Below are 25666 nucleotides of genomic sequence, written 5' to 3' on the forward strand. Positions count from 1 at the left end.
CGCCGTCCCGGCGCTCAGCGGGCCGCGAAGTAGTCCGGCCGCTGGGCGACGATCTCGGGCAGGCGCTCGATCGAGCCGGAGAGGTGGCGGCGCATGGCGTCGGAGGCGCCGTGCCGGTCGCCCGCGTCGATCGCCGCCAGCACCGCCGCGTGCCCCTCGATCACCGAGCGCATCTTGCTGGTCCGCGGCAGGTCCAGCGCCCGCACCCGCGCCATCTGACTGGAGCGGTCGGCGACGAGCCCGTGCAGCGCTTCCTGCCCCGCGGCGGCGAAGAGCTCGCGGTGGAAGTCGGCGTCGAGCTCGCGGAACAGCTCGATCTGGTGGAGGTCGTCGGAGAGCGCCTCCTGCATCTTGAGGATGCCGCGGGCCTTGAGCAGCACCGACTTGTCGGGCGCGGCGGCCAGCGCGTTGGCGACCTCGCACTCGATGCCCGCGCGCAGGAAATGCTCCTGGCGCAGCTTGGCGGGGTCGATCAGCGTCACCTCGGTGCGCGACTGGCGGAAGGTGGCGACCAGGCCCACCGCCTCGAGCTGCAGCAGCGCCTCGCGCACCGGCGACTGGCTGACGCCGAAGGCTGCCGCCAGCTCGGGGCGCGAGAGCCGCGCGCCGGGGGGGAGCTGCAACGAGACGATGCGCGCGCGCAGCGTCTCGTAGACCAGCGCCGAGGCCGGCACGTGGGCGCTGGGCATCGGGGGGTCGGCCGGGGTCTCGGCGGCGGCGCGCGGGCTCATCGTGGCCTGGGTCTCCCGTCTCACATCAACATCCTGGGCAGGGCGGTGGACAGCGCCGGAACCGCCGCCAGCAGGATGAAGAAGATCGCCAGCGCCAGGAAGAAGGGGGCCGATGCGCGCACGTAGGCCCCGCTCTTCACGTCGAGGATCCCGCAGACGGTGAACATGATGACGCCGACCGGCGGCGTCAGCCCGCCCAGGTTGATCAGCAGCACCAGCAGGATGCCCATGTGGATCGGGTCCCACCCCGCCTCCACCAGCACCGGCATCACGATGGGCGTGACCAGCAGGATGTTGGCCGCGCCTTCGAGGAACATGCCCGAGATCACCAGCAGCGCCGTGACCAGCGCCAGCACGCCCACGGGGCTGGAGGTCAGCGCCGCCACCGCCTCGGCCACCTGCTGGGGCGCGCGCTCGAGCGTGATCGCATAGCCCAGCACGCCCGCCATCATGATCAGCAGCATGATCATGCCGAGATCGTGGACCGTCGCCTCCAGCGCCTCGCGCATCCGCGCGAGGGTCAGCTCGCGATAGACGAAGAGGCCCACCAGCAGCGCGTAGACCACCAGGAAGGCGCCGGCCTCGGTGGCGGTGAAGATGCCGAAGCGGAAGCCCACGATCAGGATCACCGGGAACATCAGCGCCCAGACGCTGTCGAGGAAGCTCGCCCACAGCTCCCGCGCGCGGGGCGGCTCGGCGAGGTCGGGGACGTAGCCGCGGCGCTTGGCGACCAGCCAGGCCGCCAGCATCAGGGTCAGCGTCAGCAGCGCGCCCGGCACGATGCCGGCCAGGAACAGGCGGCCGATCGAGACCTCGTTGATGAAGCCGAACAGGATCAGCCCGATCGAGGGGGGGATCGTCGCGGTGATGATCGAGCCGAAGGCCAGGATCGCCGCCGTCGTCGCCGGCGCATAGCCCTGGCGCGCCATGGCGGGGCCGAGCAGCCGGCTCTCCATCGCCGCGTCCGCCACCGCGGAGCCCGAGATGCCGCCCATCATGAAGCTGAGCACGATCGAGACCTGCGCCAGCCCGCCGGCCAGCCACCCCGTCAGCAGGCGCGAGAAGCCGATCAGCCGCTCGGTGATGCCGGTGACGTTCATCAGGTTGCCGGCGAGGATGAAGAAGGGCACGGCGAGGAGCGGGAAGCTCTGCGTCGTGGCCACCATCTTCTGGATGGCGACGGCCGGCGGCATGGTCCCGGTGAAGATGAACACCGGGATCGCGGCGAGGCCGAGCGCGAAGGCGACCGGCTGGCCGAGGAACAGGAACAGGGCGAACAGCCCCGCGATCAGCAGCAGCATCACGAGGCGTCCCGTGCAGGAAGGGCGGAGGAGGGGGCGGGCGCCTCGGCCGGCGCGGCCGCCAGGCGCCAGAGGTTGGTCAGCATCGTGCGCAGCATCAGCGCGAAGCCCGCCACCATCGAGCCGTGCAGCCAGGAGCCGTGCATCTGCGTCGCCCCGATCAGGCGGGGGTGCATCAGGATCGTGTTGCGCCAGGCATGGACCAGGAGGAAGGCCAGCAGGATCGCCAGCACCGCGTGGTTGAGGATCGCGAGCCGCCGCGCCGCCCGGGGGCTGAGCGCGTCGACCAGGAAGCTGAGGCCGAAGTGCCGGTCGCGCTGCATGGCGAGATCGGCGGCGAGGATGCACAGCCACACGAAGAGAAGCTGGGCCACCTCCACCGACCAGATGATCGGCGCGCCGAGCGCCCGGGCCACCGAGGCCGCGGCCACCAGCGCCACGATGGCGGCCAGCAGCGCCAGCGCGCCCCAGCCCTCGGCCCTGCGCAGCGCCCGGTCGAGGCGGGCGAGCGCGCTCATCGCGCGCCGCCCGCGACGGCGGCGGGGCGCAGGGTCCCCGCCGCGGCGACGCCGGTGATCAGGCGCATCGGCTCACTCGCCCAGCACGCGCTTGACGATGGCGGCTTCCTCTTCGAGGTCGAGCGTCGCGTAGACGCCCGAGACCGCCTCCTTGAACGGCGCGAGGTCGACCTCGGCGACGGTCACCCCCGTCGCCGCCACGTCGGCCAGCGCCTTCTCGCCCAGCTCGATGGTCAGGCCGGAGGCGTAGCGCCCGCCCTGCACCGCGAGGTCGCGCACGATGGCCTGGTTCTCGGGCGAGATCTCGTCCCAGGTCTCCGCCCCGATCACCAGCGCGGTTACGAGCTGGATGTGCCCGGTCTTGGTGACGGTCTTGACCACCTCGTAGAGCTTGGCGCCCCAGATCGCGGTGGGCTGCGCCTCGGCCGCGTCGAGCGCGCCGAGCTGCAGGGCCGAGTAGACCTCGCCCCAGGCCATCGGGGTGGGCTCGGCGCCCATCGCCCGGATCGTCTCGATCCAGATCGGCGCGCCGATGGTGCGCATCCGCAGGCCCTTGAGGTCCGCGGGCCCGGTCACCGGCCCCTGGGTCAGCGCATGGCGCGGCCCCTGGTACCAGTTGGAGGCGAGCATCACGAGGCCGGCGGTCTCCGCCAGCTCCTCGCCCCAGCCGAGGTATTCGGGGGAGAGGGCGAACTTGTCGGCGTCCTCGTAGGTGTCGAACAGGAACGGCGCCGACATGATCGCCAGCGACGGCACGAAGGCCGACAGGCGGGCGACGTCGGTCACCGTGCCGACGTTGGCGCCGGCGCGGGCCTGGTCGAGCATCTCGGTCGTGTCGCCGAGCTGGGAGTTGTGGAACACCTCCACCACCACCTCGCCGCCGGTGGCCGCCTCGACCTCCCTGGCGAACTGCTCCAGCCCCTGGCCCATCGGGTCGTTGGGCGACAGCACCGTGCCCAGGCGCAGCACGGTCTCGGCCCCCGCGGGCGCGGCGAGGGCGAGGCCAGCCAGCGCGGCGAGCGAAGCCGCGGCCGCGGCGCGGCGCAGTCCGGCGAGCGATCCAGTCATCACATCCTCCCTGTCGGCCCTGCCGGCCAACTAATATATCAGTTGTGGTGAAACACTAGAAACGGCATAGATCGGCGTCAACGAGATTCTGACGCGCCGCCGGGACCGGGCGGGGAGGGGGAGATGAACGAGCCGACCGCACAGGCCCAGGCCGCTGACGCGCCTGCGTTTTCCCCCGTCTCCGACCGCGAGGCCGAGCTCGGCGAGAGCCCGGTCTGGCGGGAGGAGGACGGCGCGATCTGGTGGGTCGACGTGGAGGGGCGCCAGCTCCTGCGCAGCGAATCCGCAGGCCCGGGGCAGGGCCGCACCCGCGCCTGGGCGACGCCGGAGATGGCGGGCTTCGTGCAGCTCCACGCCTCCGGCCGGCCGCTGGTGGGGATGGGGACGGGGCTGTTCCTCTTCGACGAGGCCGCGGGCCGGTTCGACCGGCTGGCGGGCGTCGAGGCCCCCGGGCGGCGCTGCAACGACGCCTGCGTGGACGCGGCCGGGCGGCTGTGGTTCGGGACCATGGACCTCGAGAACCTGCGCCCCGACGGCGCGCTCTACGTGATGGGTCCCGACGCGGCCCCGCGCCGGGTCGCCGAGGGTTTCCGCACGATCAACGGCCTGGCCTGGGACGCGGCGCGCGAGCGGCTGTTCGTCTCCGACTCCCACCCCACGGTGCAGACCCTGTGGACCCTGCGCTTCGAGGGCGGCGAGGTCCGCGAGCGGTCGGTCTTCGCGCGGTTCGACGCCCTGCCGGGGCGCCCGGACGGCGCGGCGATGGACGCCGAGGGCCACCTGTGGATCGCGGGCGTCGGCGGCTCGGAGCTGTGCCGCTTCGCCCCCGACGGGCGGCTCGTGGGGCGCCTGCCGACGCCGATGACCCATCCCACCAAGCCCGCCTTCGTCGGCCCGCGCCTCGACCGCATGGCGCTGACCTCGCGCCGCGGGCCGGGGGGCGGAGGGCGGCTCGCGCTGCGCGCCCCCGCGCCCGGCCTGCTGGGCGCGCCGGTCCCGCGCTGGCGGGGCGCGGCGGGCTGAGGGGCCCGGACTGAGGGGGCCTCAGGGCAGCTCGCGCGCCGCGGCCTCGGGCGTCAGCACGAAGCGCAGCAGGCTTTCGCCGACCTGGCGCTTCAGGCGGGCCTGGCCCTCGGGCGTGAACAGCGCGTCGCCGAAGATCCGCGAGAAGGTCGCCTGGTTGGCGACGTTGAAATACGACAGCGCCGAGATCTGCCAGTGCAGCTCCAGAGGCGTCAGCCCGGGGCGGAAGATCCCCGCCGCGAGGCCCCTGCGGTAGATGTCCTCCAGCAGCCGAATCACCGAGAGGTTGGGCCCCGACATCTCGTCGGCCTGGGGCATGTGGGCGCCTTCGTGCACGTTCTCGATCATCACCAGGCGGATGAAGTCGCGCCGGGCGGCGTGATTCTCGAAGGTGAAATCCGCCAGCCGGCGCAGCGCCTCGGCCGGGGGCAGGCCGTGGAGGTCCAGCGCCTCCTCCGCTTCGCGGGTGCGCCGGTAGGCCTCGGCCAGCACGGCGCGCCACAGCCCCTCCTTGTCGCCGAAATAGTAGTAGATCATCCGCTTCGAGCAGGCGGTCAGCGCCGCGATCTCCTCGATCCGCGCGCCGGAATAGCCCTTCTGCGCGAACAGCTTCCGGGCGGCGCCCAGGATGTCCGCGCGCACCGCCTCCGGGTCCTGCTTCCAGCGCCGCCGCGCGCCGTCGGCCGCGATGTCCTCGTCCGCCTCGTCCATGCCGTCTCCTCCGCCGGCCAGTCCAGCGCCCTCCGACCCGCGGCGCCAGCCCCCTCGTCGTCGCGCCTATTTAACCGATACGAACATTGTTGACATATTTAACCGCAGCGGACATTTTCTGGCCAAGCCGAAGGGAGAGATCGGCGACGGGAGGAGATCGGCTTGGCGGATCACAGGGCTCCGGGCGGGGAGGCGCGCGCGACGGGCGCGGGGCGGCGGGTTCGCGTCGGCCTCGTCGGCCAGGGCATCGGCCCGTCCCGCACGCCGCGGATGCATGTCGAGGAAGGGCGCGCCCAGGGCATCGCGCTCGACTACCGCCTGATCGACATGGCGGGGCGCGAGGAGCCGCTGGCCGAGCTTCTGCCGCGGCTCGAGCATGAGGGCTACGACGGGATCAACGTCACCTATCCCTACAAGCGCGCGGTGATGGCCCACCTGCAGGCCCTGTCCGACAACGCCGCGGCGGTGGGCGCGGTGAACACGGTGGTGTTCCGCGACGGCCGCCGCCACGGGCACAACACCGACCACTTCGGCTTCGCGGAAAGTTTCCGGACCGGTCTTCCCGACGTCCCGCGCGAGACGGCGCTGCTGCTGGGGGCCGGCGGCGCCGGCGGCGCGGTGGCGCATGCGCTGGCGGATGCGGGCGTGGGGCGGCTGCTGATCCTCGACGTGGACGCGGGGCTGGCGCGGGATCTCGCCGCCGCCGTCGTCGCCCGCCATGGCGCAGGCCGGGCCGAGGCCGCGACCGACCCGGCCTGCGCCGCGCTCGCGGACGGCATCGTCAACGCCACTCCGGTCGGCATGGCGAAGCTGCCCGGCCTGCCGATCCCCCAGGCCGCCATCGAGCCCCGCCACTGGGTCGCCGACGTGGTCTATTTCCCGCTGGAGACCGAGCTTCTGCGCGTCGCCCGCGCCCGCGGCTGCCGGGTGTTGCCGGGGTCCGGCATGGCGATCCACCAGGCGGTGCGGGCCTTCGGCCTGTTCACCGGCCTGACCGCCGACCCCGCGCGGATGCGCGCCGCCTTCGAGAGCTTCGACGCCGTCCCGGAGGCCCCGGCATGAGCCGCACGCCCCTGAAGACCTCGATCGCCACCGTCTGCCTCGCCGGCGACCTGCGCGAGAAGCTGGCCGCGATCTCGGCCGCCGGCTTCGACGGCATCGAGATCTTCGAGCAGGACTTCATCGCCTTCGAGCATGGCGCCCGCGAGGTCGCGCGCATGGCCGCGGACCAGGGCCTCGAGATCACCCTCTTCCAGCCCTTCCGCGACTTCGAGGGCCTGCCGGAGCCCCTGCGCGCCCGCGCCTTCGACCGGGCCGAGCGCAAGTTCGACCTGATGGAGCGGATGGGCTGCGACCTGGTGCTGATCTGCTCCTCGGTGCACCCCGAGAGCCTGGGCGGCATCGACCGCATGGCCGACGATTTCGCCGAGCTGGGCGAGCGCGCCGCCGCCCGCGGCCTGCGCGTGGGCTTCGAGGCGCTGGCCTGGGGCCGCCACGTCAACGACCACCGCGACGCGTGGGAGGTGGTGCGCCGCGCCGACCACCCCGCCGTGGGCCTCATCGTGGACAGCTTCCACACGCTCGGCCGCGGCATCGATCCCGACACGATCCGGCGGATCCCGGGCGACAGGATCTTCTTCGTGCAGCTGGCGGACGCGCCGAAGATCGACATGGATCTTCTCTACTGGTCCCGCCACTTCCGCTGCATGCCGGGCGAGGGCGACCTGGACGTGACGGGCTTCATGCGGGCCGTCGCCGCCACGGGCTACAAGGGCCCGCTGAGCCTCGAGGTGTTCAACGACCAGTTCCGGGGCGGCAGCCCGCGCACCATCGCGGTGGACGGCCGCCGCTCGCTCCTGCACCTGATGGACCAGGTGGCGCGGCTGGAGCCGGAGATCGCCATCGCCCCGCCCCCGATGCCGCCGCGCATCCACGCCCGCGGCGTCGGCTTCGTCGAATTCGCCGCCGACGAGCGCGAGGCCGAGAGCCTCGGCGCCCTCCTGCGCGCCATGGGATTCCGGAGGGAGGGGCGCCACGTCTCCAAGGCCGTGGACCTGTGGCGGCAGGGCGAGGCGCGGGTGGTGGTGAACACCGACCGCGACGGGTTCGCCGGGGCCTCCCACATCGCGCATGGGCTGAACGTCTGCGACCTCGGGCTGGCGGTGGACGACGCCCAGGCGACCGTGGAGCGTGCCCGCGCGCTGGGCGCGGCCACCTTCGCCCAGGCCGTGGGGCCGGGCGAGCTCGACATCCCCGCCATCCGCGGCGTCGGCGGCGGGGTGCTGCACTTCATCGACCGCTCCAGCGGCCTCGCGAAAGTCTGGGAGACGGAGTTCCGGCCCGTCGAGGACGACGCCCCCGCCACGCCTGCGGGCCTCACCGGCGTCGATCACGTCGCCCAGACCATGAATTACGAGGAGATGCTGACCTGGTCGCTGTTCTACCTCTCGCTGTTCGAGGTCGAGAAGCAGCCCATGGTCGACGTCGTGGACCCCGGCGGGTTGGTGCGCAGCCAGGCCATCGAGGCCGAGGACGGCGCCCTGCGCCTGACCCTCAACGGCGCCGAGACGCATCGCACCTTCGCCGGCCGCTTCATCGCCGACAGCTTCGGCAGTTCGGTCCAGCACGTGGCCTTCGCGTCCACGGACCTGCTGGCGACGGCGGAGGCGCTTGCGCAGAACGGCTTCGCGCCCCTGCCGATGCCCGACAACTATTACGAGGACCTCGCCGCCCGCTTCGCGCTGGACGACGCCTATGTCGCCCGGCTGCGGGCCGCGAACATCCTCTACGACCAGGACGCCGGCGGGCGGTTCCTGCAGCTCTACTCGCGGCCCTTCGGGGACGGGATCTTCTTCGAGATCGTGGAGCGGCAGGGCGCCTATGCCGGATACGGCGGACCCAACGCCCCCTTCCGGGTGGCGGCGCAGGCCCGCCTGATGGGACCCCCGGGCCTGCCCCGGGACGCGCGGTCCCCAATGGACGACCAGACGGGAACGAGAAAGGGAGGAAGACCATGATGAAGATTGCACGCAGAACCGCGCTGGGCCTGCTGGCGGGGGCCACGCTGCTCGCCGCCGGACCGGCCTTCGCGCAGGACAAGCCGACGCTGAAATTCTCGGCCGTGTTCTCCGAGCAGGACATCCGCGCCGAGATGATGAAGAAGCTCGTGGCCGACGTCTCCGACATCGCGACCATCGAGCCCTACTACGGCGGGACCCTGTTCAAGCAGGGCGCCGAGATCATCGCCATCCAGCGCGGCAACCTGGAGATGGGCAACATCGCCCCCCAGGACATCGCCAACCAGATCCCTGCCTTCTCGATCCTGACCTCGGCCTACCTGTTCCGCGACGCGGCCCACCTGAAGGCGTTCTTCGACAGCGAGGCGGGCGCCGAGATGAAGAAGATGGCCGAGGACCAGCTCGGCATCCACATCCTGGGGCCGACCTATTTCGGCACGCGGCAGGTCAACCTGCGCACCGACCAGAAGGTGATGACCCCCGCCGACATGGCCGGCGTGAAGCTGCGGATGCCCGGCGGCGAGGCCTGGCAGTTCCTGGGCGAGGCGCTGGGCGCCAACCCCACGCCGATGGCCTATGCCGAGGTCTACACCGGCCTGCAGACCGGCGCCATCGACGGCCAGGACAACCCGCTGCCCAACGTCGAGAACATGAAGTTCTACGAGGTCACCAAGCAGATCGTCCTGACCTCGCACCTGGTCGGCTACGACCTGCTGGTGATCTCCAGGGACGCCTATGAGGGCATGTCCGACGAGGCCCGCGCCGAGTTCGACGCCGCCGCCGACGAGGCCATCGCCTGGTCGACGGAACAGCATCTGGCCCGCGAGGAAGCGCTGGCCGAGAGCTTCAAGGAGCGCGGGCTCGAGGTCTACACCCCCGACGTCGACGCCTTCCGCGCCCATGCGCAGAAGATGTATCTCGACTCGGAGCTCTCGGCCTCCTGGCCCGAGGGGATGCTCGAGAAGATCAACGCGCTCTGAGCGCCGCGTCGCGCCGCGCCCGGGACCTCTCCCGGGCGCGGAGCAGGAGGGACCCGGGACCATGGAACGCCTGACCTCGCTGGGCGGCTGGCTGCATCGCCGGGCCGAGAACGTCGCCGTCGGGATGCTGGCGACGATGTTCGCGGCCTTCATCGTGCAGGTGGCCTTCCGCTACCTGCTGAACCTGCCGGTGGGCTGGGCGTCCGAGCTGACGCTGGTGATGTGGCTGTGGCTGGTGCTCTGGGGCGCCGGCCTGGTGCTGCCCGAGCGGGAGGAGATCCGCTTCGACGTGATCTGGGGCGCCGCCGGCCGGAAGGCCCGGCGCTGGATGCAGGTCGTCGCGGCGGGGGCGCTGCTGTTCCTCTACGGCGCCTCGCTGCCGGCGGCCTGGGACTTCGTGAGCTTCATGTCGATCCAGAAGACCTCCTATCTCCGGATCCGCTACGACCACCTGTTCATGGTCTTCATGATCTTCCTCGTGGCGGTGCTGTTCCGCTACGCCTGGCTGTTCGTGCAGGCCCTGCGCGGGCGGCCCGAGCCGGGCGGCCATAACGTCGAGGACCTGCCGTGAGCCTGCCGATCGACCCGTTCGCGGCCTCGGTGATCTCGATCGTGGCGCTGGCCCTGCTGGGGCTGCCGATCGGGCATGCGATGATCGCCTCCTCGATCCTCTACCTGATGATGCGGGGGATGGACCTCGGGACCGCGGCCGAGCAGATGCTGAACGGCCTGTTCTCCAGCTGGATCCTGCTGGCGGTGCCGCTCTTCATCCTGGCGGCCGAGCTGATGAACGCCGGGGCCATGACCTCCCGCCTGCTGGCCTTCTGCAACGCCTTCGTGGGGCGGTTCCGGGGCGGGCTGGCGCTGGTGAACGTGGTGCAGTCGGTGATCTTCGCGGGCATGTCGGGCTCGGCCATCGCGGATGCGGCGGGCACCGGCAAGCTGATGCAGAAGATGATGACCGAGGGGGGCAAGTATCCGCCCGCCTTCGCCGCGGCGCTGACCGCGTCGTCGGCGGTGATCGGTCCGATCATCCCGCCCTCGATCCCGGTGGTGATCTACGCGCTGGTCTCCGACGCCTCCATCGGCTTCCTGTTCCTGGCGGGCGTGGTCCCCGGCCTCCTGATGGGCCTGATGCAGGCGGGCCTGATCGTCGGCGTCTCCCGCCGCCGCGCCTTCCCGGTCGAGGCCCCCGTGCCCGCCCGGGACCTGCCCAGGATCACCTTCACCGCCCTCCCGGCCCTGCTGATGCCCGCGGTGCTGCTGGGCGGCATCTACGGCGGCGCCACGACCCCGACCGAGGCGGCGGCGGTCGCCGCGCTCTACGCCCTGCTGGTCTCGGCCTTCCTCTATCGGTCGATCACGCCGGCGTCGTTCTACGCCTCGCTCTCGGGGGCGGCGCGGACCACGATCTCCATCGGGATGCTGATCGCGGGGGCCATCGTCTACAACTACGTGGTGACGCTGGAGAACATCCCCTCCGCCCTTTCGGGGTGGCTGGCGGGGTTCGACCTGTCGCCGCTGGCGTTCCTGCTGATGGTCAACCTGATCCTGCTGGTGCTGGGCTGCCTGCTGGAGGGGACCACGATCCTGCTGGTGGTGGTCCCGGTGTTCATCCCCACCGCCAACGCGCTGGGCATCGACCTCGTGCATTTCGGCATCGTCTGCGTCGTGAACATCATGCTGGGGCTGATCACGCCGCCCTACGGGCTCTTGCTGTTCGTCATGGCCTCGATCTCCGGCCAGAAGCTCAACGCCATCGTGCGCGAGGTGCTGCCGTTTCTTGTCGCGATGCTGCTGGCGCTGGCCCTGATAACCTTCTTCCCGGGGCTGTCGCTGTGGCTGCCCCGTCTCTTCGGCTACCAGGGGTGAGCATGAGCGGCGCGATCTGGGTCCTGAACGGACCGAACCTGAACCGGCTGGGGAAGCGCGAGCCCGAGATCTACGGCCGCACCACGCTGGCCGAGGTCGAGGCCATGTGCCGGGCCGAGGCCGGGGATTTCCCGCTGGTGTTCCGCCAGACCAACTCGGAATCCGAGCTGATCGGCTGGATCCACGAGGCCATCGACGAAGGCGCGGCCGGCGTGGTGATCAACCCCGCCGCCTTCACCTTCTACTCGATGGCCGTGATGGACGCGCTGAAGATGGTCCCGTGCCCGCTGATCGAGCTGCACATCTCCAACGTCCACAAGCGCGAGGAGATCTACCACCACTCGCTGGTCTCGCCGGTGGCGACGGCGGTGATGGCCGGGCTCGGCGCCCGGGGCTACAGGCTCGCGGTGCGGGCGCTGATCGAGATGGCGGGGGACTGAGGCGGGGGGCTCAGCCCCCTCGCCTCGCCATCTTCAGCCCGCTGCGCGCCAGCCCGGCGAGGCCGCCGGGCAGGAACGACAGCACCAGGATCAGCACGCCGCCCAGCACGATCGAGTCGACGTAGCCCCCGAAGGACAGGAACTTCTCCTGCATCAGGATCAGCGCAGTGCCGATCAGCGGGGCGAGCAGCATCCGCCGCCCCACCAGCACCACCGCGGTCAGCATCAGGATCAGGAAATACGTCTCCAGCACGTCGGCCGAGATGTAGGCCCGCTGGTAGGCGTAGAGCCATCCCGCCGCCGCCGTGATCGGGGCCGAGACCAGGAACACCTGCAGCCGCGTGCGCAGCGGGTCGATGCCCGACATGGTGGCGAGCTCGGGGTTCAGATGCACCGTCATCGCCCGCTGGCCGAGGCCCGAGCGGCGGAAGGCGTCGACGAGGTAGATCGCGCCCATCAGCAGCGCCCAGGCCACCGGCCACAGCTCCCGGTCCGTGCGCGCCTGCCAGCCGGCGAGCGAGAACAGCGGGATGCCGCTGATCCCGTCCGACCCGCCCAGGAAGGCCCAGTTCGCCGCCACCGTCATCGCCACCACCGTCACCGCATAGGTGACGAGGGAGAACACGAACTCCCGCAGGCGCAGCGTCACCAGCCCGATCACGGCGGCCACCGCCAGCGCGGTCAGGACGGTCAGCAGAAAACTCTCCACCGGCCCGAAGCCGAGCCGGGTGGTGGAGATCGCGGTCGCGTAGGCCCCGCAGGCGAAGAACACCGGATGGGCGAGGCTGACCTCGCCGAGATCCGAGACGATCACGTCCAGCCCGTAGGCCATGGTCGCGAAGATCGCGATCAGCACGAAGGCGGAGAACACCGCCCCTCCGCCCCCCAGCAGCCAGGGGCCGGCGAGGATCGCGAGCGCGACGGCGGGCCAGAGCACGATCCGCATCTCAGCGCCCTCCCGCACGGGCCGCGAGGCCGCCGGGCCGCAGGGCCAGCACCACGATCAGCACGCCGAACATGGCCGCCGTGGCGTAGGCCTGGCTGACGTAGGCGCCGAAGAAGGCGGTGAAGAAGCCCAGGCCCAGCCCCGCGAGGTAGCTGCCCGTGACGCTGCCGATGCCGCCCAGCACCACGACGACGAAGGTGATGATCACCTCCTGGAAGCCCATCGAGGTCAGGATCGGCGTCCGCGGCGCAACCACCGCCGCGGCCAGCGCCACCGCCGCCCCCTCGAAGGCGAAGACGCCGAGGTAGACGCGGCGCACGTCGACGCCGGCCAGCAGTGCGAGCTTCGGGTCCTCGGCCACCATGCGCACCAGCCGGCCGAGGCGGGATTTCTCCAGCACCAGCTTCAGGGCGATGAAGACCGCGATGGTGACGATCACGATGGCCACGTCCTGCCAGGTGATCCACAAGTCGCCGATGTAGATGTCCTTCAGCGACAGCGGCGTATCCAGGATCTGCCCGGTGGAGCCGAAGGAGAGGCCCGCCGCCCCCTCCAGCATGTGCCCGAAGCCGAGCGTCACGATCATGATCGAGACGAGGTCCTGCTTGATCGTCAGCCGCAGCAGGGTGGCCTGCATGATCCAGCCGATGATCACGCCGGCCAGCATCGCGGCGGGGACCGCCAGCAGGTAGGGCAGGCCCCAAGAGGACATCACGAACCAGGCGACGAAGGCGCCGATCATGTACATCTGCCCATGGGCGAAGTTCACCAGCCGCGCGGTGCCCAGCAGCACCGTCCAGCCGATGGCGATCAGCGCGAACGCGTGGCCAAGGATCAGCCCGTTCAGCGCCTGTTGCGCGAAGTTCATGCGGCGCCTCCCAGATAGGCCTCGGCGATGCGGGGGTCGTCCTGCATCTCTGCGGTGGGGCCCTGGGCCAGGATCCGGCCCCGCTCCAGGAGCACCAGGCGGTCGACCACCGGAATGGTCGCCTTCACGTTCTGCTCGACCAGCAGCACCGTCAGCCCGTCGTCGACCAGCGCCCGGATCGTCTCGAGCACCGTGGAGACCAGCCGCGGGGCCAGCCCGATCGAGGGCTCGTCCAGCATCAGCGCCCGCGGCGCCAGCCGCAGGGCGCGGGCGATCCCCAGCATCTGCCGCTCCCCGCCCGAGAGCTGCCCGCCCAGGTGCCCCCGCCGCGAGGCGAGGTTCGGGAACAGGTCGAAGATCTCGTCCGTCGAATAGGCCCGCCGCCCCTGCGCATGACGGGGGTGGGCGGCGTGGGCGAGGTTCTCGTCCACGCTGAGCGTCGCGAAGACCAGCCGGGATTCGGGGATCAGCAGCAGGCCGGCCTTCACCCGCTCGGGCGTGCGCAGGCCGGAGATGTCGCGGCCGTCCAGCCGCACGGTCCCCGTGGCCTTCGGCTCGCCCCGCGACCAGCCGGCGAGCGCGTTGACCAGCGTCGACTTGCCCGCCCCGTTGGCGCCGACGACGCCCACCAGCTCGCCCTGGGCGATGGCCAGACGATCCACCGAAAGCGCCAGGTTGCCGCCGTAGCGCACCTCCAGCCCCTCGGCCTCCAGCACCGGCCTGGTTTCGGGCGCGCTCATGCGCTGCGCCCCAGGTAGGCTTCCAGCACGGCGGGGTCGCGGCGGACCTCCTCGGGCGGGCCGCTGGCGATCATCCGCCCCTGGTCGAGCACAACGATCCGGTCGGTGACGCTCATGATCAGGTCCATGTGATGTTCGATGACGACGAGGGCCATGCCCTCGGCGCGCAGGGACTGGAGGAGCGTCACCAGCTCCGCCATGTCGGCGCCGCCGAGGCCGGCGGCGGGCTCGTCCAGCATCAGGATCTTCGCGCCCGAGCCGTTGGCGAGCGCGATCGACAGCATCCGCTGCACGCCGTAGGGCGTCTCGCCCGGGTAGGCGTGGTGATAGCGGGCGGGCACGCCCATCCGCTCCAGCGCCTTCGCGGCGGCGCGCCGCGTCTCGGCGGCGTCCCGCCGCGTGGCGAAGGGGCGGAAGACCGCGCGGCCGAGGCTCGCCCCGCGCTCGTCCTGCAGGACGGCGGCCATGTTCTCCAGCACCGTCAGGTCGCCGAAGAAGGCGTTCTGCTGGAAGGCGCGGCGCAGGCCGCGGGCGGCGAGGCGATGGGCGGGGACGTCGGTGACGTCCTCGCCCAGCAGGGTCACGCGGCCCTCGCGCCGCACCAGGTGGGTGGCGGCGTTGTAGCAGGTGCTCTTGCCCGCGCCGTTGGGGCCGATGATGCCCAGGATTTCCCCGGGCGCCACCTGCCATGAGACGTCGTCGAGAGCCACGAGCGCCCCGAAGGCGACCCGCAGCCCCTCGACCTGCAGCGCCGGGGCCGCGGTCCGGGTCGACGCCATTTACTGCTCGACCACCATCTTCTGGTCCACCACCGTGAACAGGTAGTGGTTCGAGTCGAGCTGCCCGTTGGGCTGGAAGGTCACGTCGCCCAGCAGCGTGCCCGTGAAGGAGCCGCCGCGGATGCGGTTGGCGACCGCCTCCTTCTCGAAGGACTGCACCTCCTCGACCGCCATCGCCCAAACCTGCAGGGCCGCGGCCGCCAGCGCCATGAACTTGTCGGGCGTGCGGTCGTGCATTTCCTGCATCTTGGCGACATAGGCCTGGTTCACGGGGTTGGAGGCGAAGGGCTCCACCTGCGGGAAGTAGATGTCGGCGCCCACGACCCCGTTGGCGGCCTCGCCCGCGACCTCGATCACGCTCGGCGCCACCGTGCCCACGGCCGAGACCAGCGTCCCCGGCAGGCGGGAGCGGGAGGCCTGGCGGATCAGGGCGGGCATGCCGAGCCCTTCGTTCGCGTTGATCGCGATGGTGATCTCGGGGTCCGCGGCCTTCACCGTCGACAGCGGCACGCGGAAATCGGCCTGGTCGAAGGGGAACTTCTCCACCGCCACGATCTCGTAAGCGTGGCCCGAGGCGTTCAGCGCCGCCTCGATCGAGGCCTGGGCGCCGTTGCCGTAGGCGTCGTTCTCGGTGAGGAAGGCGATGCGCGTGGCGCCCTGGTCGACGATGTATTTGGCGATCACCGCGCCGTCGAGCGCGTTGGAGCTGTTGAAGCGGATCGCCAGCGGGTTGCCCTCGCCCGACAGGATCGGGTCGGCCTTGGAGATCGCGGTGATGTCGAGGATCCCCGCACGCGCGATCACCGGCTGCATGGCCAGCGTCACGGGGCTGTTCCAGCCCTCGATGATCACCTCGACCCCCTCGCCGATCAGCTCGTTGGCGCGGGAGACGCCCACCGCGGGGGTGGATTCGTCGTCGCGCACGTGCAGCTCGATCTTGCGGCCCATCACGCCGCCCTTGTCGTTGATCATGGTCGCCATGGCGTCCAGCGACTCGGCGATGTGCTGGCCCTGCGGACCCGCGCCGCCCGAGAGCGGAAAGATCACCCCGACCTTGACCGTGTCCTGCGCCCAGGCGGCCCCCGCCGCGAAGGCGGCGGCGGCGACGAGCAGCCCCGTCCCGATCATGCGCTTCATGTCGTTCCTCCCTTAATTGGTCGCTTAATTGATTCGACCTTGTGCGGACCTTAGCATCCTCGTCGACGTCGGGGCGAGAATCGTATGCCGTCGCGTCCAACGCTGGCGATCCCGCACGGACGGGCGCCGCATGAGGGGAGAACCGCATGACCCATGTCGTCGTCGCAGGAGGCGCGGGAGTGGTCGGCTCGGCCGCGGTCGAGGCCTTCGCGGCCGCCGGCTGGCGCGTGACCGCCATCTGCCGCCGCCCGCCGCCCGCGCTGCCGGGGGTGGAGCACCTGGCGCTGGACCTCATGGACCGCGAGGCCTGCGCCGCCGCGATCGCCGGGCTGGGGGACGTCACCCACGCCGTCTACGCCGCCCTCTACGAACTGCCGGGCCTGGTGGCGGGCTGGCTGGACCCGGGGCAGATGGAGACCAACCGGGCGATGTTCGCGAACTTCCTCGACCCCCTGGTCGAGGCGGCGCCGGGCCTGCGCCACGTCTCGATCCTGCAGGGCACCAAGGCCTACGGCGGGCACGTGAAGCGCACCATGCCGGTGCCGGCCAAGGAGCGCTGGCCCCGCGACGACCACCCGAATTTCTACTGGCTGCAGGAGGATCACCTGCGCGCCGCGGCCGAGACCGCCGCCTTCGACTGGACCATCCTGCGCCCGCAGGTGGTGTTCGGCGGAGCCGTCGGCTCGGCCATGAACATCGCCCCCGTGCTGGGCGTCTTCGCCGCCCTCTGCGCCGAGGAAGGCCGCCCCTTCGGCTTCCCCGGCGGCCCGGCCTACCTGTGGGAGGCGGCCGATTCCCGCCTCGTCGCCAAGGCCCTGCTGTGGGCGGCGGAGGCGCCGACGGCGGCCAACGAGATCTTCAACGTGGCCAACGGCGACGTCGCCGACTGGCATCGGCTGTGGCCCTCGATCGCCCGGGCGCTGGGCCATGAGCCGGCCGAGCCCGAGCCGCTGGAGCTCGCCGCCTGGCTGCCGCAGCGCGCCGAGGCCTGGGACCGGATCCGCGCCCGCCACGACCTGCTCGCGCCGCCGCTGTCGCGCTTCCTGGGCGAATCCCACCACTACGCGGACCGGGTGATGGCCCATGGCGGCAAGCGCCCGCGGGACCCGTGGATCGTCTCCACGATCAAGATCCGCCAGGCCGGATTCCACGCCTGCCAGGACACCGAGGACATGTTCGCGGAGTGGTTCGCCCGCCTGGTCGGGGACCGGATCCTGCCGCCGCCGGGGGCGTGAGGCTCACGGAAGGATTGCTGTTTAAGCGACCAGCTAATATCTTCGCGCAACGGACGTCGGCGCAGACCGGCGGCGCCCCGAAGGGGGAGGAGACACCCGGACGCCCTCGTCCCGCGACGGACGAGGGCGTCGTCGCGACCCCTCCGCGAGGCCACCCGAAAGACCGACGACGGCCCGCCGCCTCCCGCGGACGGCGCCGCGGGGAGGAGACGACGCCATGGACGGAGCCGCGCCCGGTTTCGACACCCTGATCTACGATGTCCGCGACCACGTCGCCCGCATCACCCTCAACCGGCCCCACCGGCGCAACGCGCTGAACCGGCAGGCCTACGACGAGCTCGAGGCCGCCTTCCGCCGCGCCTCCGCCGACAACGAGGTCCGCTGCGTGCTGGTCACCGGCGCCGACCCCTCGTTCTGCGCGGGCGAGGACGTGAAGGAGATGATGACGGGCGAGAAGAAGCCCCCCTCCACCCTCGCCAAGCGCCCGCCGACGCCGGCCGCGATGGCGGCGCTGGACTGCCCCGTGCCGGTGATCGCCGCGGTCAACGGCTCGGCCGTGGGCTGGGGGATGGAGCTCGCGCTCTACGCCGACATCCGCATCGCCTCCGAGAAGGCGGTCTTCGCCGAGCTCTTCATCCGCCGCGGCCTGATCTGCGACATCGGCGGGCTGCTGCGCCTGCCCGCCATCGTGGGGCCCGAGCGGGCGGCGGAGCTGCTCTACACCGGCGACGCGATCGACGCGGCCACGGCGCTCGACTACCGCCTCGTCTCCCGGGTCGTCCCCCACGAGGACCTGATGCCCGAGGCCGAGGCGCTGGCCGCGCGCATCGCGCGCAACCCGCCGCTGGCCCTGCGCTGCATGAAGGAGGGGCTGCGCCGCTCCGCCTGCGGCGACCCGCGCGAGCTGGGCTCGTGGGCGATCGACACGATCTACCGCCTCTTCGACACCGAGGACCACCGCGAGGGCGTCCGAAGTTTCCTCGAGAAGCGCGAGCCCTCGTTCACCGGCCGCTGAGACCTGCAGGCGCGCCGCCCCGCCCGGCCGGCGGCGCGCTCCGATGAGGCCGGGCGCGGGAGATGCTCCATGACCGTTTCAAAACCCTGGGTCCGGATCGGGGACGAGACCCGCTCCCACGCGCAGATCGACGTCGAGGCGCGCCGCGCCGCCGCCGGCTTCCGGGCCATGGGGGTCGGCGAGGGCGACGTGGTCGCCGTGCTGATGCGCAACAGCTTCGAGTTCATCGCCGCCACCCTCGCCGCCGGCCTGGTCGGCGCCTACGTGGTCCCGGTGAACTGGCACAACACCCCCGAGGAGGTGCGCTACGTCCTCGACAACTGCGGGGCCAGGGCCGTGGTCGCCCACGCGGACCTGCTGCGCCGCGCCCGCGCCGCGATGCCGCCGGGCGTGCGGGTGATCGCCGCCCCCACCCCCGCCCTGATCCGTGAGGACTACAGCGTCGGCGAGGCCGAGGCGGCCGTCCCCGAGGGCGTCGAGGTCTGGGCCGATTTCGTGGCCGCGCACGACGAGCTGCAGCCGCCCTTCGCCGTCTCGCCCGGCTCTATGATCTACACCTCCGGCACCACCGGGAACCCCAAGGGCGTGCGCCGCCTGCCGCCGACGCCCGAGCAGACCGAGGCCTCGGGCGAGATGCTGCGCATCGTCGGCGGGCTCGAGGGCTGGCAGGACCGCATGACCGACGCCGTGTTCCTGATCCCGGGGCCGGCCTATCACTCGTCCCCCAACGGCTGGCTCTTCGGCGTCTACGGCATGGGCGGCAACCTGGTGGTCGAGCCCCGCTTCCGGGCCGAGCGGGTGCTGGCGCGCATCGCCGAAAGCCGCATCACCCATGCGCTGATGGTCCCCACCATGTTCGTGCGCCTGCTGGCGCTGGACGAGGCGACGAAGCGCCGGCACGACGTCTCCTCGCTGGTCAGCGTCAACCATGTGGGCGCGCCCTGTCCGCCCCACGTCAAGCGCGCCATGATCGACTGGTTCGGCCCGGTGATCACCGAGCACTACGGCTCCACCGAGCTCGGCGCCGTGACCTACTGCACCGCGCAGGAGTGGCTCGCCCATCCCGGCACGGTCGGGCGCGCCCTGCCGGGCTGCGAGATCGAAATCCACGACCCTGACGGCGCCCCGCTGCCCCCGGGCGAGAGCGGGGAGATCGTCGCGCGCCGGGTCTGCTATCCCGACTTCACCTATCACGGCGACGACTCCAAGCGCCGCTCGACCGGGCGGGCCGGGGGGCTGCTCGCGCCCGGCGACATGGGTCATCTCGACGAGGACGGGTTCCTGTATCTCTCGGGCCGGGCGTCGGACATGATCATCTTCGGCGGCACCAACGTCTATCCGGCCGAGATCGAGGCCGAGATCCACAAGCTCCCCGGCGTCGCCGACTGCGCCGTCTTCGGCATTCCCGACGAGACCTATGGCGAGGTGGTCTGCGCCCATGTCCAGCCCGGCCCCGGCGCGACCCTGACCGAGGCCGGGCTGAAGGACGCGCTGAAGGCGACCCTCGCCTCCTACAAGATCCCCCGCCGGGTGGTCTTCGAGACGAGCCTGCCGCGCGAGGACACCGGCAAGATCTTCAAGCGCAAGATCCGCGCCCCCTACTGGGAGGCGCTGGACCGCGCCATCTGACCGGCCCGCAAGGCCGCCGACGCGGGCGGCGGGTCGCCTCGCCGCCCGCGATGCGTCATCATCCGGCAAGACGCCGATGGAAGGACCACCGATGCTCGAGACATTGCGGGACGCGCCCGAGGACTGCGCCTGGGAAATCGACGGCCTGCGCTTCGCGGGCCTCGCCTGGGGGCCGAGGGGCGGCACGCCCGTGCTGGCGCTGCATGGCTGGATGGACCACGGCGGCAGCTTCGCCGAGCTCGCGCCCCGGCTGACCGGCTGCCGGGTGGTGGCGCCGGACCTCAGCGGGCAGGGGCTCAGCGGCCACCGGGCGGCGCACGCGACCTACAACATCTGGGACGACCTCCCCCAGCTCGCGGACCTGATCGACCAGCTCGGCTGGGAGGACTGCGTGCTGCTGGGGCATTCGCGCGGCGCCAACATCTCCTCGCTGCTGGCCGCGGCGCTGCCGGAGCGGGTGCGCGCCTACGTGGCGCTCGACGCCCTCGTCCCCCAGCCGATCGGCGAGGACGTGGCCGCCACCCTGCGCGCCTTCGTCCGCGAGACCCGCGGCAGCCGCCCCCTGCGCAGCTTCGCGAGCCCGGAGGAATACATCCGCCGCCGCGGCGACAAGGGCAACGCCGAGCGCACCGGCCAGGCGCTGGCCGAGCGCGCCCTGATCGAGACGCCCGAGGGCTACCGCATCCGCGGCGACGCGCGGCTGTTCGCCTCCTCCGCAGTGAAGCTCAGCGAAGCGCAGGTCGAGAGCGTGCTGCGCGCCATCCGCTGCCCGGTGCTCAACATCTGGGCGACCGAGGGCACGCTGAGCAACCGCCCCCAGAACGGCGGCGTCGCCGAGCGGGCCGCGGAGATCATCCCCGACTACGAGCGGATCGAGCTGAACGGCGACCACCACTTCCACCTCGACCCCGAGGCGGCCGCGCCGATGGCCGAGGCGATCCTCGACTTCCTCGACCGCAAGCGGGTGCGCTGAACCCGGGGGGAGACGAAAAAGGGCGGCGCCGGGATCCCCGGCGCCGCCCTTGTCTTTGCGTTCGCCCCGATCAGGCGGGGGTGAACACCAGGATGTTCTGGCCCGAGGCCGAGGGGCGGAACGCCGCCTTCACCTTCTGGCCGATCTGCAGCGCGTCGGGGTCGCAGTCGACGATGTTGGTGATGGCGCGCACCCGGTCGGCGATCTCGACATAGGCGTAGACGTACTTGCCCCCGCCCTTCACCTGCTGGGCGGTGAACGAGTAGATCGTCCCGGTCCCGTCGCTCTCCTTCCACTCGAGGTTGGAAGAGTAGCAGTGCGGGCACATGGCGCGGGGGAAGTGGTGGCCGCGCCCGCAGTCGTTGCAGGTGCGGATCACCAGCTTCCCGTCGTTCAGCGCCTCCCAGAAGCCCTTGGTCTCGGGCAGCATCCAGGGATCGGCGTAGGTCATCTTGTGGTCTTCGGCCATCGGATCAGTCCTCCCGCGCCAGGATCAGGGTCGAGGCGCCGTGGCGGGTGCCGAGGCTCCCCCCGGTGCCGTGGGCGAGCGCCAGCGCGCAGTCGGGGACCTGGACGGCCGGATGCGCCTCGCCGCGCAGCTGGCGGACCGCCTCGATCACCTTGGTCATGCCGCCGCGGTTGCCGGGGTGGTTGGAGCACAAGCCCCCGCCGTCGGTGTTGAACGGAAGCTTGCCCTTGCCCGAGATCAGGTTCCCCTCGGCCACGAAGCCGCCGCCGTGGCCGGGCTTGCAGAAGCCGAGATCCTCGATCTCCAGCAGCACGGTGATCGTGAAGCTGTCGTAGATCGAGGCGTACTGGATCTGGTCCGGCGTGCAGCCCGACATCTTCCAGGCCTTCTCGGCGGCCCACTTGCCCGCGGTCCAGGTCAGGTCGATGTCGCCCGCGCCCTGATGCTTCACCGCCTCGCCGGTCCCCAGGATCTTGACCGAGGGCCGGTTCAGGCGCTTCGCGATCTCGGATTTCGCCAGGATCAGCGCGCCGCCGCCGTCGGTGATCACGCAGCAGTCGAAGCGGTGCAGGGGCGAGGCGACCATCGGCGAGTTCACCACGTCCTCGACCGTCACCACGTCCTTCAGCAGCGCGTGGGGGTTGTGCTGGGCGTGATGGGAGGCCGCGACCTTGATCCAGGCGAGCTGCTCCGACGTCGTGCCGTACTCGTACATGTGCCGCTGGGCGGCGAGCGCGTAGTTCGCCGGCACCGTGGGGTGGTAGGTCAGCTCGAAGTCCTGGTCGGGCTTGTTCGAATCCGTCATCGGGCGCGAGCCCTTGGCCGGCGTCCGCGGCTTGCCCGCCAGCGTGATCAGCGCGACGTCGCAGAGCCCCGCGTCGATCGCCCGGGCCGCGCGGGCCACGTGGGAGACGTAGGAGTTGCCGCCCGTCTCGGTCGAATCCACGTAGCGCGGCGTGATGTTGAGATACTCGATCAGGCTCATCGGCCCCATGCCGGGCGTGTCGCCGCCGCAGAAGAAGCCGTCGACGTCCTTCAGCGAGAGCCCCGCGTCCGCCACCGCGCCCAGCGCGGCCTCGGCCTGCATCTGCGCGAGCGACTTGTCCGGCGCATGCCGGTACGGGAGTTCGTAGGCGCCCACAAGGCGCGCGTCATGTGCGGTCATCTTCCCTCCTGGTTCGTCCTTCCCCGTCCCCGCGGATCGCCTCGTCCTGGGGGAGGCGGCGGGGGCAGGTGCGGCGCGGCAAGCCTGCCGGCCGGTCGGATATTCGCCGGTAATGCGCCCGAGCGCCAGAGCCTCGGCGCGCCCGCGACGGTTCCGCCCTCTCTTCTGGAGCCTCGGGGGCGGTCGGGCCTCGTCGGGCTGGACGAGGCGGGGTGCGGGCAGGGCGCGCGGACGGGGCGGGCGAGGGCCTGGGCGAGGGGATGGGCGAGGGGACGGGAGGCGCCGCCTCAGCCCTCGATCAGGGTCACGCCGGCGGCGCGCATCTCCTCGATCGCCTGGGCGAGCGAGCCGTCGAGGTCGATGGCCCGGCAGGCGTCCATGCGCACGGCGGCGCGGAAGCCCAGCCGGGCGGCGTCGACCGCGGACCAGCGCACGCAGAAGTCAGTGGCGAGGCCGCAGAAGGTCAGGTCGGCGATCCCCCGCTCGCGCAGGTAGCCGGCGAGGCCGGTGGGGGTTTCGTGGTCGTTCTCGAAGAAGGCCGAGTAGCTGTCGATCGCCGGCCGGAACCCCTTGCGGATCACCAGGTCCGCGCGGTCGGTCGCGAGGTCCGGGTGAAAGGCCGCGCCGGGCGTGCCCTGGACGCAATGGACGGGCCACAGGACCTGGGGGCCGTAGGGCGCCTCGGTCAGCGAGAAGGGCTCGGCGCCCGGGTGGTTGGCGGCGAAGGAGGCGTGATCGGCCGGGTGCCAGTCCTGGGTCAGGATCACCGAGGCGTGCTCGCCCTGGAGCGCGTTGACGAGGGGGACGATCTCGTCCCCGCCCGCGACGGCGAGCAGGCCGCCGGGGCAGAAGTCGACCTGCAGGTCGATGACGATCAGGGCGCTGTCGGCGGTCATCCGGGGCTCCGGGCTGGGAAGGGACGGGCTGGCGGCGAGCCTCGGGCAATCGTGCCGGACGATCAAGGGGGCGCGCCGGGGCCGGGCGAAGCGCCGCGTCGGGCGGAGCGCCTGGGGGTCGGTCGCGCCCGCGGCGCGCGGCAGGCGTCGCGCGGGAGGCGCGGGGGCGGGCGTCGCGCGGGGGGCGCGGGGGAGGGCGGCCTGCGGTGCGACGCCCTCCGGCGAAGCCTGGGCGGCGGGCGCCGGAGGGGCGCGCCGGTCCGGCGCGGCGCCGCGTCGGGCGGAGCGACGGGGGCAAGGGCGCGCCCGCGGCGCCGGGGCGGGCGGCCGGCCGCGCGCCGACCTCGCCGGGCGCAAGGGCGGCGGCCGGCCCGGCGGCCGCCGCGGCGCCCGGCCGCCGCGTCGCGCCGCGCGCCTGCCGCAAGCGCCGGCCCGCGGCGCGAGGGCGGACCGCGCGCCCGGGGCGGCGGTCGCCCCGGGCGGCGGCGCCGGGACGCGCCGCGGGTCTGCGGCCGGCCCCGGGCGCGAGGCCCGACGCGGCGCCTTCGGCGCGCGGGCGGGGCCGGCCGCGACAAGGCGTCGGTTGCCCGGCGCGCGCGGATGGCGCCGAGTGGGGTCATGCTGGATCGGGGGTTCTCTGCACATCGTCCCGGACGCCGCGCGGCGCGCGCGGCGCCGGGGCTCGCCGTCACGGCGGCGGCGGCGGCGGCCGCGTGGCTCGCGGCGGGGCTCGCCGCGCCGGCCCGGGCGCATGTCTCCGAGGGCGCCGTCGCGCTGCTGCTGCCCACCGCCTACTGGATCCCGGCCGGCGCCGCGGCGGTGGCGGCCTCGGCGCTGGCGCTGGCGCTGGCGCCGCCGGCCTGGGCGCGGGCGGCCGCCCGCGCGGTCCGCCTGCCCCTGCCGGCCCCGGCGGGGGGCGAGCGGCTGCTCGGCCTCGCCTCGGCCCTCGGCTTCTGGGCGCTGGTCCTGATCGGCTGGTTCGGGCCGCGGGACCCGCTCGAGAACCTCGCCTCTCTGGGGCTGTGGTGCGGGCTCTACATCCTGCTGCCGGCGGCGATGCTGGCGGGCGGCGACCTCTGGGCCTGGATCTCCCCCTTCCGGGCCGCGACGCGGGAGATCCGCGCGCGCCTCCTGGGCGGGCGCCCGCCGCCTGCGCGCCTGCCCGCGGGGCTGGGGATGTGGCCCGCCGCCCTCTCCTGGCTGCTGGTCATGGCCTTCGCGCTGGCCGACCCCGCGCCCTTCGACCCGGCCCGCGCCGCCTCGGCCATGGCGCTGTGGTGGCTCGGGCACGTCGCCCTCGCCCTGGTCTTCGGCGAGGCCTGGCTGGAGCGGGGCGAGGGCTTCGGGGCCTGGCTCTCCCTCTTCGCCGCCCTCGCGCCCGTCCGGGCCGGGGACGGTCGTCTCGTCCTGCGCCTGCCCGGGGCCGCGCTCGCCGAGGGCGGGTCGGGCGCGCTCGCAGGCGCCGGCGCGGCGGGCTTCGCGCTGGCGGCGCTGGGGGCGGGGATCTTCGACGGGCTGAACGAGACCTACGTCTGGCTCGGCTGGATCGGGGTGAACCCGCTCGAGTTCCCGGGCCGCTCGGCGGTGATCGCCGAATCCCTGCTCGGCATGGCCGGCACGGTCGCGCTGCTGACGCTGGCCTGCGGGGGCTGCGTGGCGGCGGGACGCGCGCTCGCCGGGGCGCCGGGGCCCGGGGATCCGGCGCAGCCCGGCCTGCCGCGCGCCTTCGGGCGGCTCGGTCTCTCGCTCGTGCCCATCGTCGCGGGCTATCACGTCGCCCACTACATCCCCGTGGCGCTGGTGCAGGGGCAGTATCTGTGGGCGGCGCTGGGCGACCCGCTGCACCTGCACTGGGCGCTGACCGGCTTCACCTCGCACGAGGTGACCACCTCCTTCTTCAACCATGTCGACGACGTGCGCCCGATCTGGCTGTCGCAGGCCGCGGCGATCGTCGCGGGCCATGTCGTGGGGGTCTTCGCCGCCCATGCCGCGGCGCTCGAGCTGTTCGGCTCCGCCCGCCGCGCGGCGCGCAGCCAAATCCCGCTGGCCGGCTTCATGGTGCTGGCAACCCTGCTCGGATTGTGGCTCCTTGCCGCTCCGAAGGGCGCCTGAAGCCGCCTGGTGTGAAAACGCTGGACAACTCGTTTGCACAC

General features: G+C 72.4%; 25 protein-coding genes. 12 read left to right on the plus strand and 13 right to left on the minus strand.

Going from position 1 to position 25666, the window contains the following annotated elements:
- Positions 1–14: 14 nt before the first annotated feature.
- From BM064_RS00130 to BM064_RS00145, 4 genes are all read right to left on the minus strand, one after another.
- Positions 15–755, minus strand: coding sequence for a GntR family transcriptional regulator (locus tag BM064_RS00130; protein ID WP_218160902.1), 741 nt, complete (start codon positions 753–755; stop codon positions 15–17).
- A complete protein-coding gene (locus tag BM064_RS00135) occupies positions 752–2032 on the minus strand; it encodes a TRAP transporter large permease (RefSeq protein ID WP_092856502.1) in 1281 nt (426 codons plus the stop codon). Before BM064_RS00135 ends, BM064_RS00130 begins: the two co-directional genes overlap by 4 nt.
- Positions 2032–2550 carry a TRAP transporter small permease gene (locus tag BM064_RS00140; RefSeq protein ID WP_092856505.1) on the minus strand — a complete coding sequence of 173 codons (519 nt, stop codon included), beginning with the start codon at positions 2548–2550 and terminating at the stop codon, positions 2032–2034. The genes BM064_RS00135 and BM064_RS00140 overlap by 1 nt, the downstream gene beginning before the upstream one ends.
- Positions 2551–2622: 72 nt before the next feature.
- Complete coding sequence (locus BM064_RS00145; RefSeq protein WP_092856508.1) at positions 2623–3618, minus strand: C4-dicarboxylate TRAP transporter substrate-binding protein; 996 nt, start codon at positions 3616–3618, stop codon at positions 2623–2625.
- A gap of 123 nt (positions 3619–3741) precedes the next feature.
- Between BM064_RS00145 and BM064_RS00150 the strand changes: the two genes are divergently transcribed.
- Positions 3742–4641, plus strand: a complete 900-nt coding sequence (locus BM064_RS00150; protein WP_092856511.1) for an SMP-30/gluconolactonase/LRE family protein — start codon at positions 3742–3744, stop codon at positions 4639–4641.
- Between the two features lie 21 nt (positions 4642–4662).
- On the opposite strand, the gene BM064_RS00155 is transcribed toward BM064_RS00150, so the two are convergent.
- On the minus strand, positions 4663–5352 hold the full coding sequence (locus BM064_RS00155) for a TetR family transcriptional regulator (RefSeq protein WP_092856514.1): 690 nt from the start codon (positions 5350–5352) through the stop codon (positions 4663–4665).
- 162 nt (positions 5353–5514) lie between these two features.
- On the opposite strand from BM064_RS00155, the gene BM064_RS00160 reads away from it, so the two are divergent.
- The 6 genes from BM064_RS00160 (at position 5515) to BM064_RS00185 (ending at position 11661) form a co-directional block, all read left to right on the plus strand.
- A complete protein-coding gene (locus tag BM064_RS00160; RefSeq protein WP_092856517.1) occupies positions 5515–6414 on the plus strand; it encodes a shikimate dehydrogenase in 900 nt (299 codons plus the stop codon).
- Positions 6415–6425: 11 nt separating this feature from the next.
- Positions 6426–8369, plus strand: coding sequence for a bifunctional sugar phosphate isomerase/epimerase/4-hydroxyphenylpyruvate dioxygenase family protein (locus BM064_RS00165; RefSeq protein ID WP_092857609.1), 1944 nt, complete (start codon positions 6426–6428; stop codon positions 8367–8369).
- A complete protein-coding gene (gene dctP, locus BM064_RS00170; protein ID WP_177236095.1) occupies positions 8366–9349 on the plus strand; it encodes a TRAP transporter substrate-binding protein DctP in 984 nt (327 codons plus the stop codon). Before BM064_RS00165 ends, dctP begins: the two co-directional genes overlap by 4 nt.
- Positions 9350–9410: 61 nt before the next feature.
- Positions 9411–9920 (plus strand): TRAP transporter small permease, encoded by a 510-nt coding sequence (locus BM064_RS00175; protein WP_092856523.1) that lies wholly within the window; start codon positions 9411–9413, stop codon positions 9918–9920.
- Positions 9917–11221, plus strand: coding sequence for a TRAP transporter large permease (locus tag BM064_RS00180; protein ID WP_092856526.1), 1305 nt, complete (start codon positions 9917–9919; stop codon positions 11219–11221). The genes BM064_RS00175 and BM064_RS00180 overlap by 4 nt, the downstream gene beginning before the upstream one ends.
- 2 nt (positions 11222–11223) lie before the next feature.
- Positions 11224–11661 carry a type II 3-dehydroquinate dehydratase gene (locus tag BM064_RS00185; protein ID WP_092856529.1) on the plus strand — a complete coding sequence of 146 codons (438 nt, stop codon included), beginning with the start codon at positions 11224–11226 and terminating at the stop codon, positions 11659–11661.
- A gap of 10 nt (positions 11662–11671) precedes the next feature.
- Here the strand turns inward: BM064_RS00185 and BM064_RS00190 are convergent, their stop codons facing one another.
- The 5 genes from BM064_RS00190 to BM064_RS00210 are packed head-to-tail and all read right to left on the minus strand — an operon-like array spanning position 11672 to position 16131.
- Positions 11672–12607 (minus strand): branched-chain amino acid ABC transporter permease, encoded by a 936-nt coding sequence (locus BM064_RS00190; protein ID WP_092856532.1) that lies wholly within the window; start codon positions 12605–12607, stop codon positions 11672–11674.
- 1 nt (position 12608) lies between these two features.
- A complete protein-coding gene (locus BM064_RS00195) occupies positions 12609–13475 on the minus strand; it encodes a branched-chain amino acid ABC transporter permease (RefSeq protein ID WP_092856535.1) in 867 nt (288 codons plus the stop codon).
- The gene (locus BM064_RS00200; RefSeq protein WP_092856538.1) at positions 13472–14215 is read right to left on the minus strand and encodes an ABC transporter ATP-binding protein; all 744 of its coding nucleotides are present in this window, start codon (positions 14213–14215) and stop codon (positions 13472–13474) included. The genes BM064_RS00195 and BM064_RS00200 overlap by 4 nt, the downstream gene beginning before the upstream one ends.
- A complete protein-coding gene (locus tag BM064_RS00205; RefSeq protein ID WP_092856541.1) occupies positions 14212–14994 on the minus strand; it encodes an ABC transporter ATP-binding protein in 783 nt (260 codons plus the stop codon). Before BM064_RS00205 ends, BM064_RS00200 begins: the two co-directional genes overlap by 4 nt.
- Positions 14995–16131 (minus strand): ABC transporter substrate-binding protein, encoded by a 1137-nt coding sequence (locus tag BM064_RS00210; protein WP_218160903.1) that lies wholly within the window; start codon positions 16129–16131, stop codon positions 14995–14997.
- 146 nt (positions 16132–16277) lie between these two features.
- On the opposite strand from BM064_RS00210, the gene BM064_RS00215 reads away from it, so the two are divergent.
- From BM064_RS00215 to BM064_RS00230, 4 genes are all read left to right on the plus strand, one after another.
- The gene (locus BM064_RS00215; RefSeq protein WP_092856544.1) at positions 16278–17366 is read left to right on the plus strand and encodes an SDR family oxidoreductase; all 1089 of its coding nucleotides are present in this window, start codon (positions 16278–16280) and stop codon (positions 17364–17366) included.
- 217 nt (positions 17367–17583) lie between these two features.
- Complete coding sequence (locus BM064_RS00220) at positions 17584–18381, plus strand: enoyl-CoA hydratase/isomerase family protein (RefSeq protein WP_092856546.1); 798 nt, start codon at positions 17584–17586, stop codon at positions 18379–18381.
- Positions 18382–18450: 69 nt separating this feature from the next.
- The gene (locus BM064_RS00225; protein ID WP_092856549.1) at positions 18451–20010 is read left to right on the plus strand and encodes an AMP-binding protein; all 1560 of its coding nucleotides are present in this window, start codon (positions 18451–18453) and stop codon (positions 20008–20010) included.
- A gap of 91 nt (positions 20011–20101) precedes the next feature.
- Positions 20102–20983 (plus strand): alpha/beta fold hydrolase, encoded by an 882-nt coding sequence (locus tag BM064_RS00230; RefSeq protein ID WP_092856552.1) that lies wholly within the window; start codon positions 20102–20104, stop codon positions 20981–20983.
- A gap of 70 nt (positions 20984–21053) precedes the next feature.
- Here the strand turns inward: BM064_RS00230 and BM064_RS00235 are convergent, their stop codons facing one another.
- The 3 genes from BM064_RS00235 to pncA all read right to left on the minus strand — a co-directional run bounded on the left by BM064_RS00235 (position 21054) and on the right by pncA (position 23513).
- A complete protein-coding gene (locus BM064_RS00235; RefSeq protein WP_218160904.1) occupies positions 21054–21452 on the minus strand; it encodes a Zn-ribbon domain-containing OB-fold protein in 399 nt (132 codons plus the stop codon).
- A 4-nt stretch (positions 21453–21456) separates the two neighbouring features.
- Positions 21457–22617, minus strand: coding sequence for a thiolase domain-containing protein (locus tag BM064_RS00240; protein ID WP_092856556.1), 1161 nt, complete (start codon positions 22615–22617; stop codon positions 21457–21459).
- A gap of 287 nt (positions 22618–22904) precedes the next feature.
- Positions 22905–23513, minus strand: coding sequence for a bifunctional nicotinamidase/pyrazinamidase (gene pncA / locus BM064_RS00245; protein ID WP_092856559.1), 609 nt, complete (start codon positions 23511–23513; stop codon positions 22905–22907).
- 618 nt (positions 23514–24131) lie between these two features.
- On the opposite strand from pncA, the gene BM064_RS00250 reads away from it, so the two are divergent.
- The gene (locus tag BM064_RS00250) at positions 24132–25625 is read left to right on the plus strand and encodes a hypothetical protein (RefSeq protein WP_092856562.1); all 1494 of its coding nucleotides are present in this window, start codon (positions 24132–24134) and stop codon (positions 25623–25625) included.
- The last annotated feature ends 41 nt before the right edge of the window (positions 25626–25666 follow it).

Source organism: Albimonas pacifica, from assembly GCF_900113695.1.
GTDB classification, from domain to species: domain Bacteria; phylum Pseudomonadota; class Alphaproteobacteria; order Rhodobacterales; family Rhodobacteraceae; genus Albimonas; species Albimonas pacifica.

Coding starts and splice junctions, on each gene's coding strand:
- BM064_RS00135 (WP_092856502.1), bottom strand. CDS start 2,032: ATGCTGCTGCTGATCGCGGGGCTGTTCGCCCTGTTCCTGTTCCTCGGC.
- BM064_RS00140 (WP_092856505.1), bottom strand. CDS start 2,550: ATGAGCGCGCTCGCCCGCCTCGACCGGGCGCTGCGCAGGGCCGAGGGC.
- BM064_RS00145 (WP_092856508.1), bottom strand. CDS start 3,618: ATGACTGGATCGCTCGCCGGACTGCGCCGCGCCGCGGCCGCGGCTTCG.
- BM064_RS00150 (WP_092856511.1), top strand. CDS start 3,742: ATGAACGAGCCGACCGCACAGGCCCAGGCCGCTGACGCGCCTGCGTTT.
- BM064_RS00155 (WP_092856514.1), bottom strand. CDS start 5,352: ATGGACGAGGCGGACGAGGACATCGCGGCCGACGGCGCGCGGCGGCGC.
- dctP (WP_177236095.1), top strand. CDS start 8,366: ATGATGAAGATTGCACGCAGAACCGCGCTGGGCCTGCTGGCGGGGGCC.
- BM064_RS00175 (WP_092856523.1), top strand. CDS start 9,411: ATGGAACGCCTGACCTCGCTGGGCGGCTGGCTGCATCGCCGGGCCGAG.
- BM064_RS00185 (WP_092856529.1), top strand. CDS start 11,224: ATGAGCGGCGCGATCTGGGTCCTGAACGGACCGAACCTGAACCGGCTG.
- BM064_RS00190 (WP_092856532.1), bottom strand. CDS start 12,607: ATGCGGATCGTGCTCTGGCCCGCCGTCGCGCTCGCGATCCTCGCCGGC.
- BM064_RS00195 (WP_092856535.1), bottom strand. CDS start 13,475: ATGAACTTCGCGCAACAGGCGCTGAACGGGCTGATCCTTGGCCACGCG.
- BM064_RS00200 (WP_092856538.1), bottom strand. CDS start 14,215: ATGAGCGCGCCCGAAACCAGGCCGGTGCTGGAGGCCGAGGGGCTGGAG.
- BM064_RS00205 (WP_092856541.1), bottom strand. CDS start 14,994: ATGGCGTCGACCCGGACCGCGGCCCCGGCGCTGCAGGTCGAGGGGCTG.
- BM064_RS00210 (WP_218160903.1), bottom strand. CDS start 16,131: ATGAAGCGCATGATCGGGACGGGGCTGCTCGTCGCCGCCGCCGCCTTC.
- BM064_RS00215 (WP_092856544.1), top strand. CDS start 16,278: ATGACCCATGTCGTCGTCGCAGGAGGCGCGGGAGTGGTCGGCTCGGCC.
- BM064_RS00220 (WP_092856546.1), top strand. CDS start 17,584: ATGGACGGAGCCGCGCCCGGTTTCGACACCCTGATCTACGATGTCCGC.
- BM064_RS00225 (WP_092856549.1), top strand. CDS start 18,451: ATGACCGTTTCAAAACCCTGGGTCCGGATCGGGGACGAGACCCGCTCC.
- BM064_RS00230 (WP_092856552.1), top strand. CDS start 20,102: ATGCTCGAGACATTGCGGGACGCGCCCGAGGACTGCGCCTGGGAAATC.
- BM064_RS00235 (WP_218160904.1), bottom strand. CDS start 21,452: ATGGCCGAAGACCACAAGATGACCTACGCCGATCCCTGGATGCTGCCC.
- BM064_RS00240 (WP_092856556.1), bottom strand. CDS start 22,617: ATGACCGCACATGACGCGCGCCTTGTGGGCGCCTACGAACTCCCGTAC.
- pncA (WP_092856559.1), bottom strand. CDS start 23,513: ATGACCGCCGACAGCGCCCTGATCGTCATCGACCTGCAGGTCGACTTC.
- BM064_RS00250 (WP_092856562.1), top strand. CDS start 24,132: ATGCTGGATCGGGGGTTCTCTGCACATCGTCCCGGACGCCGCGCGGCG.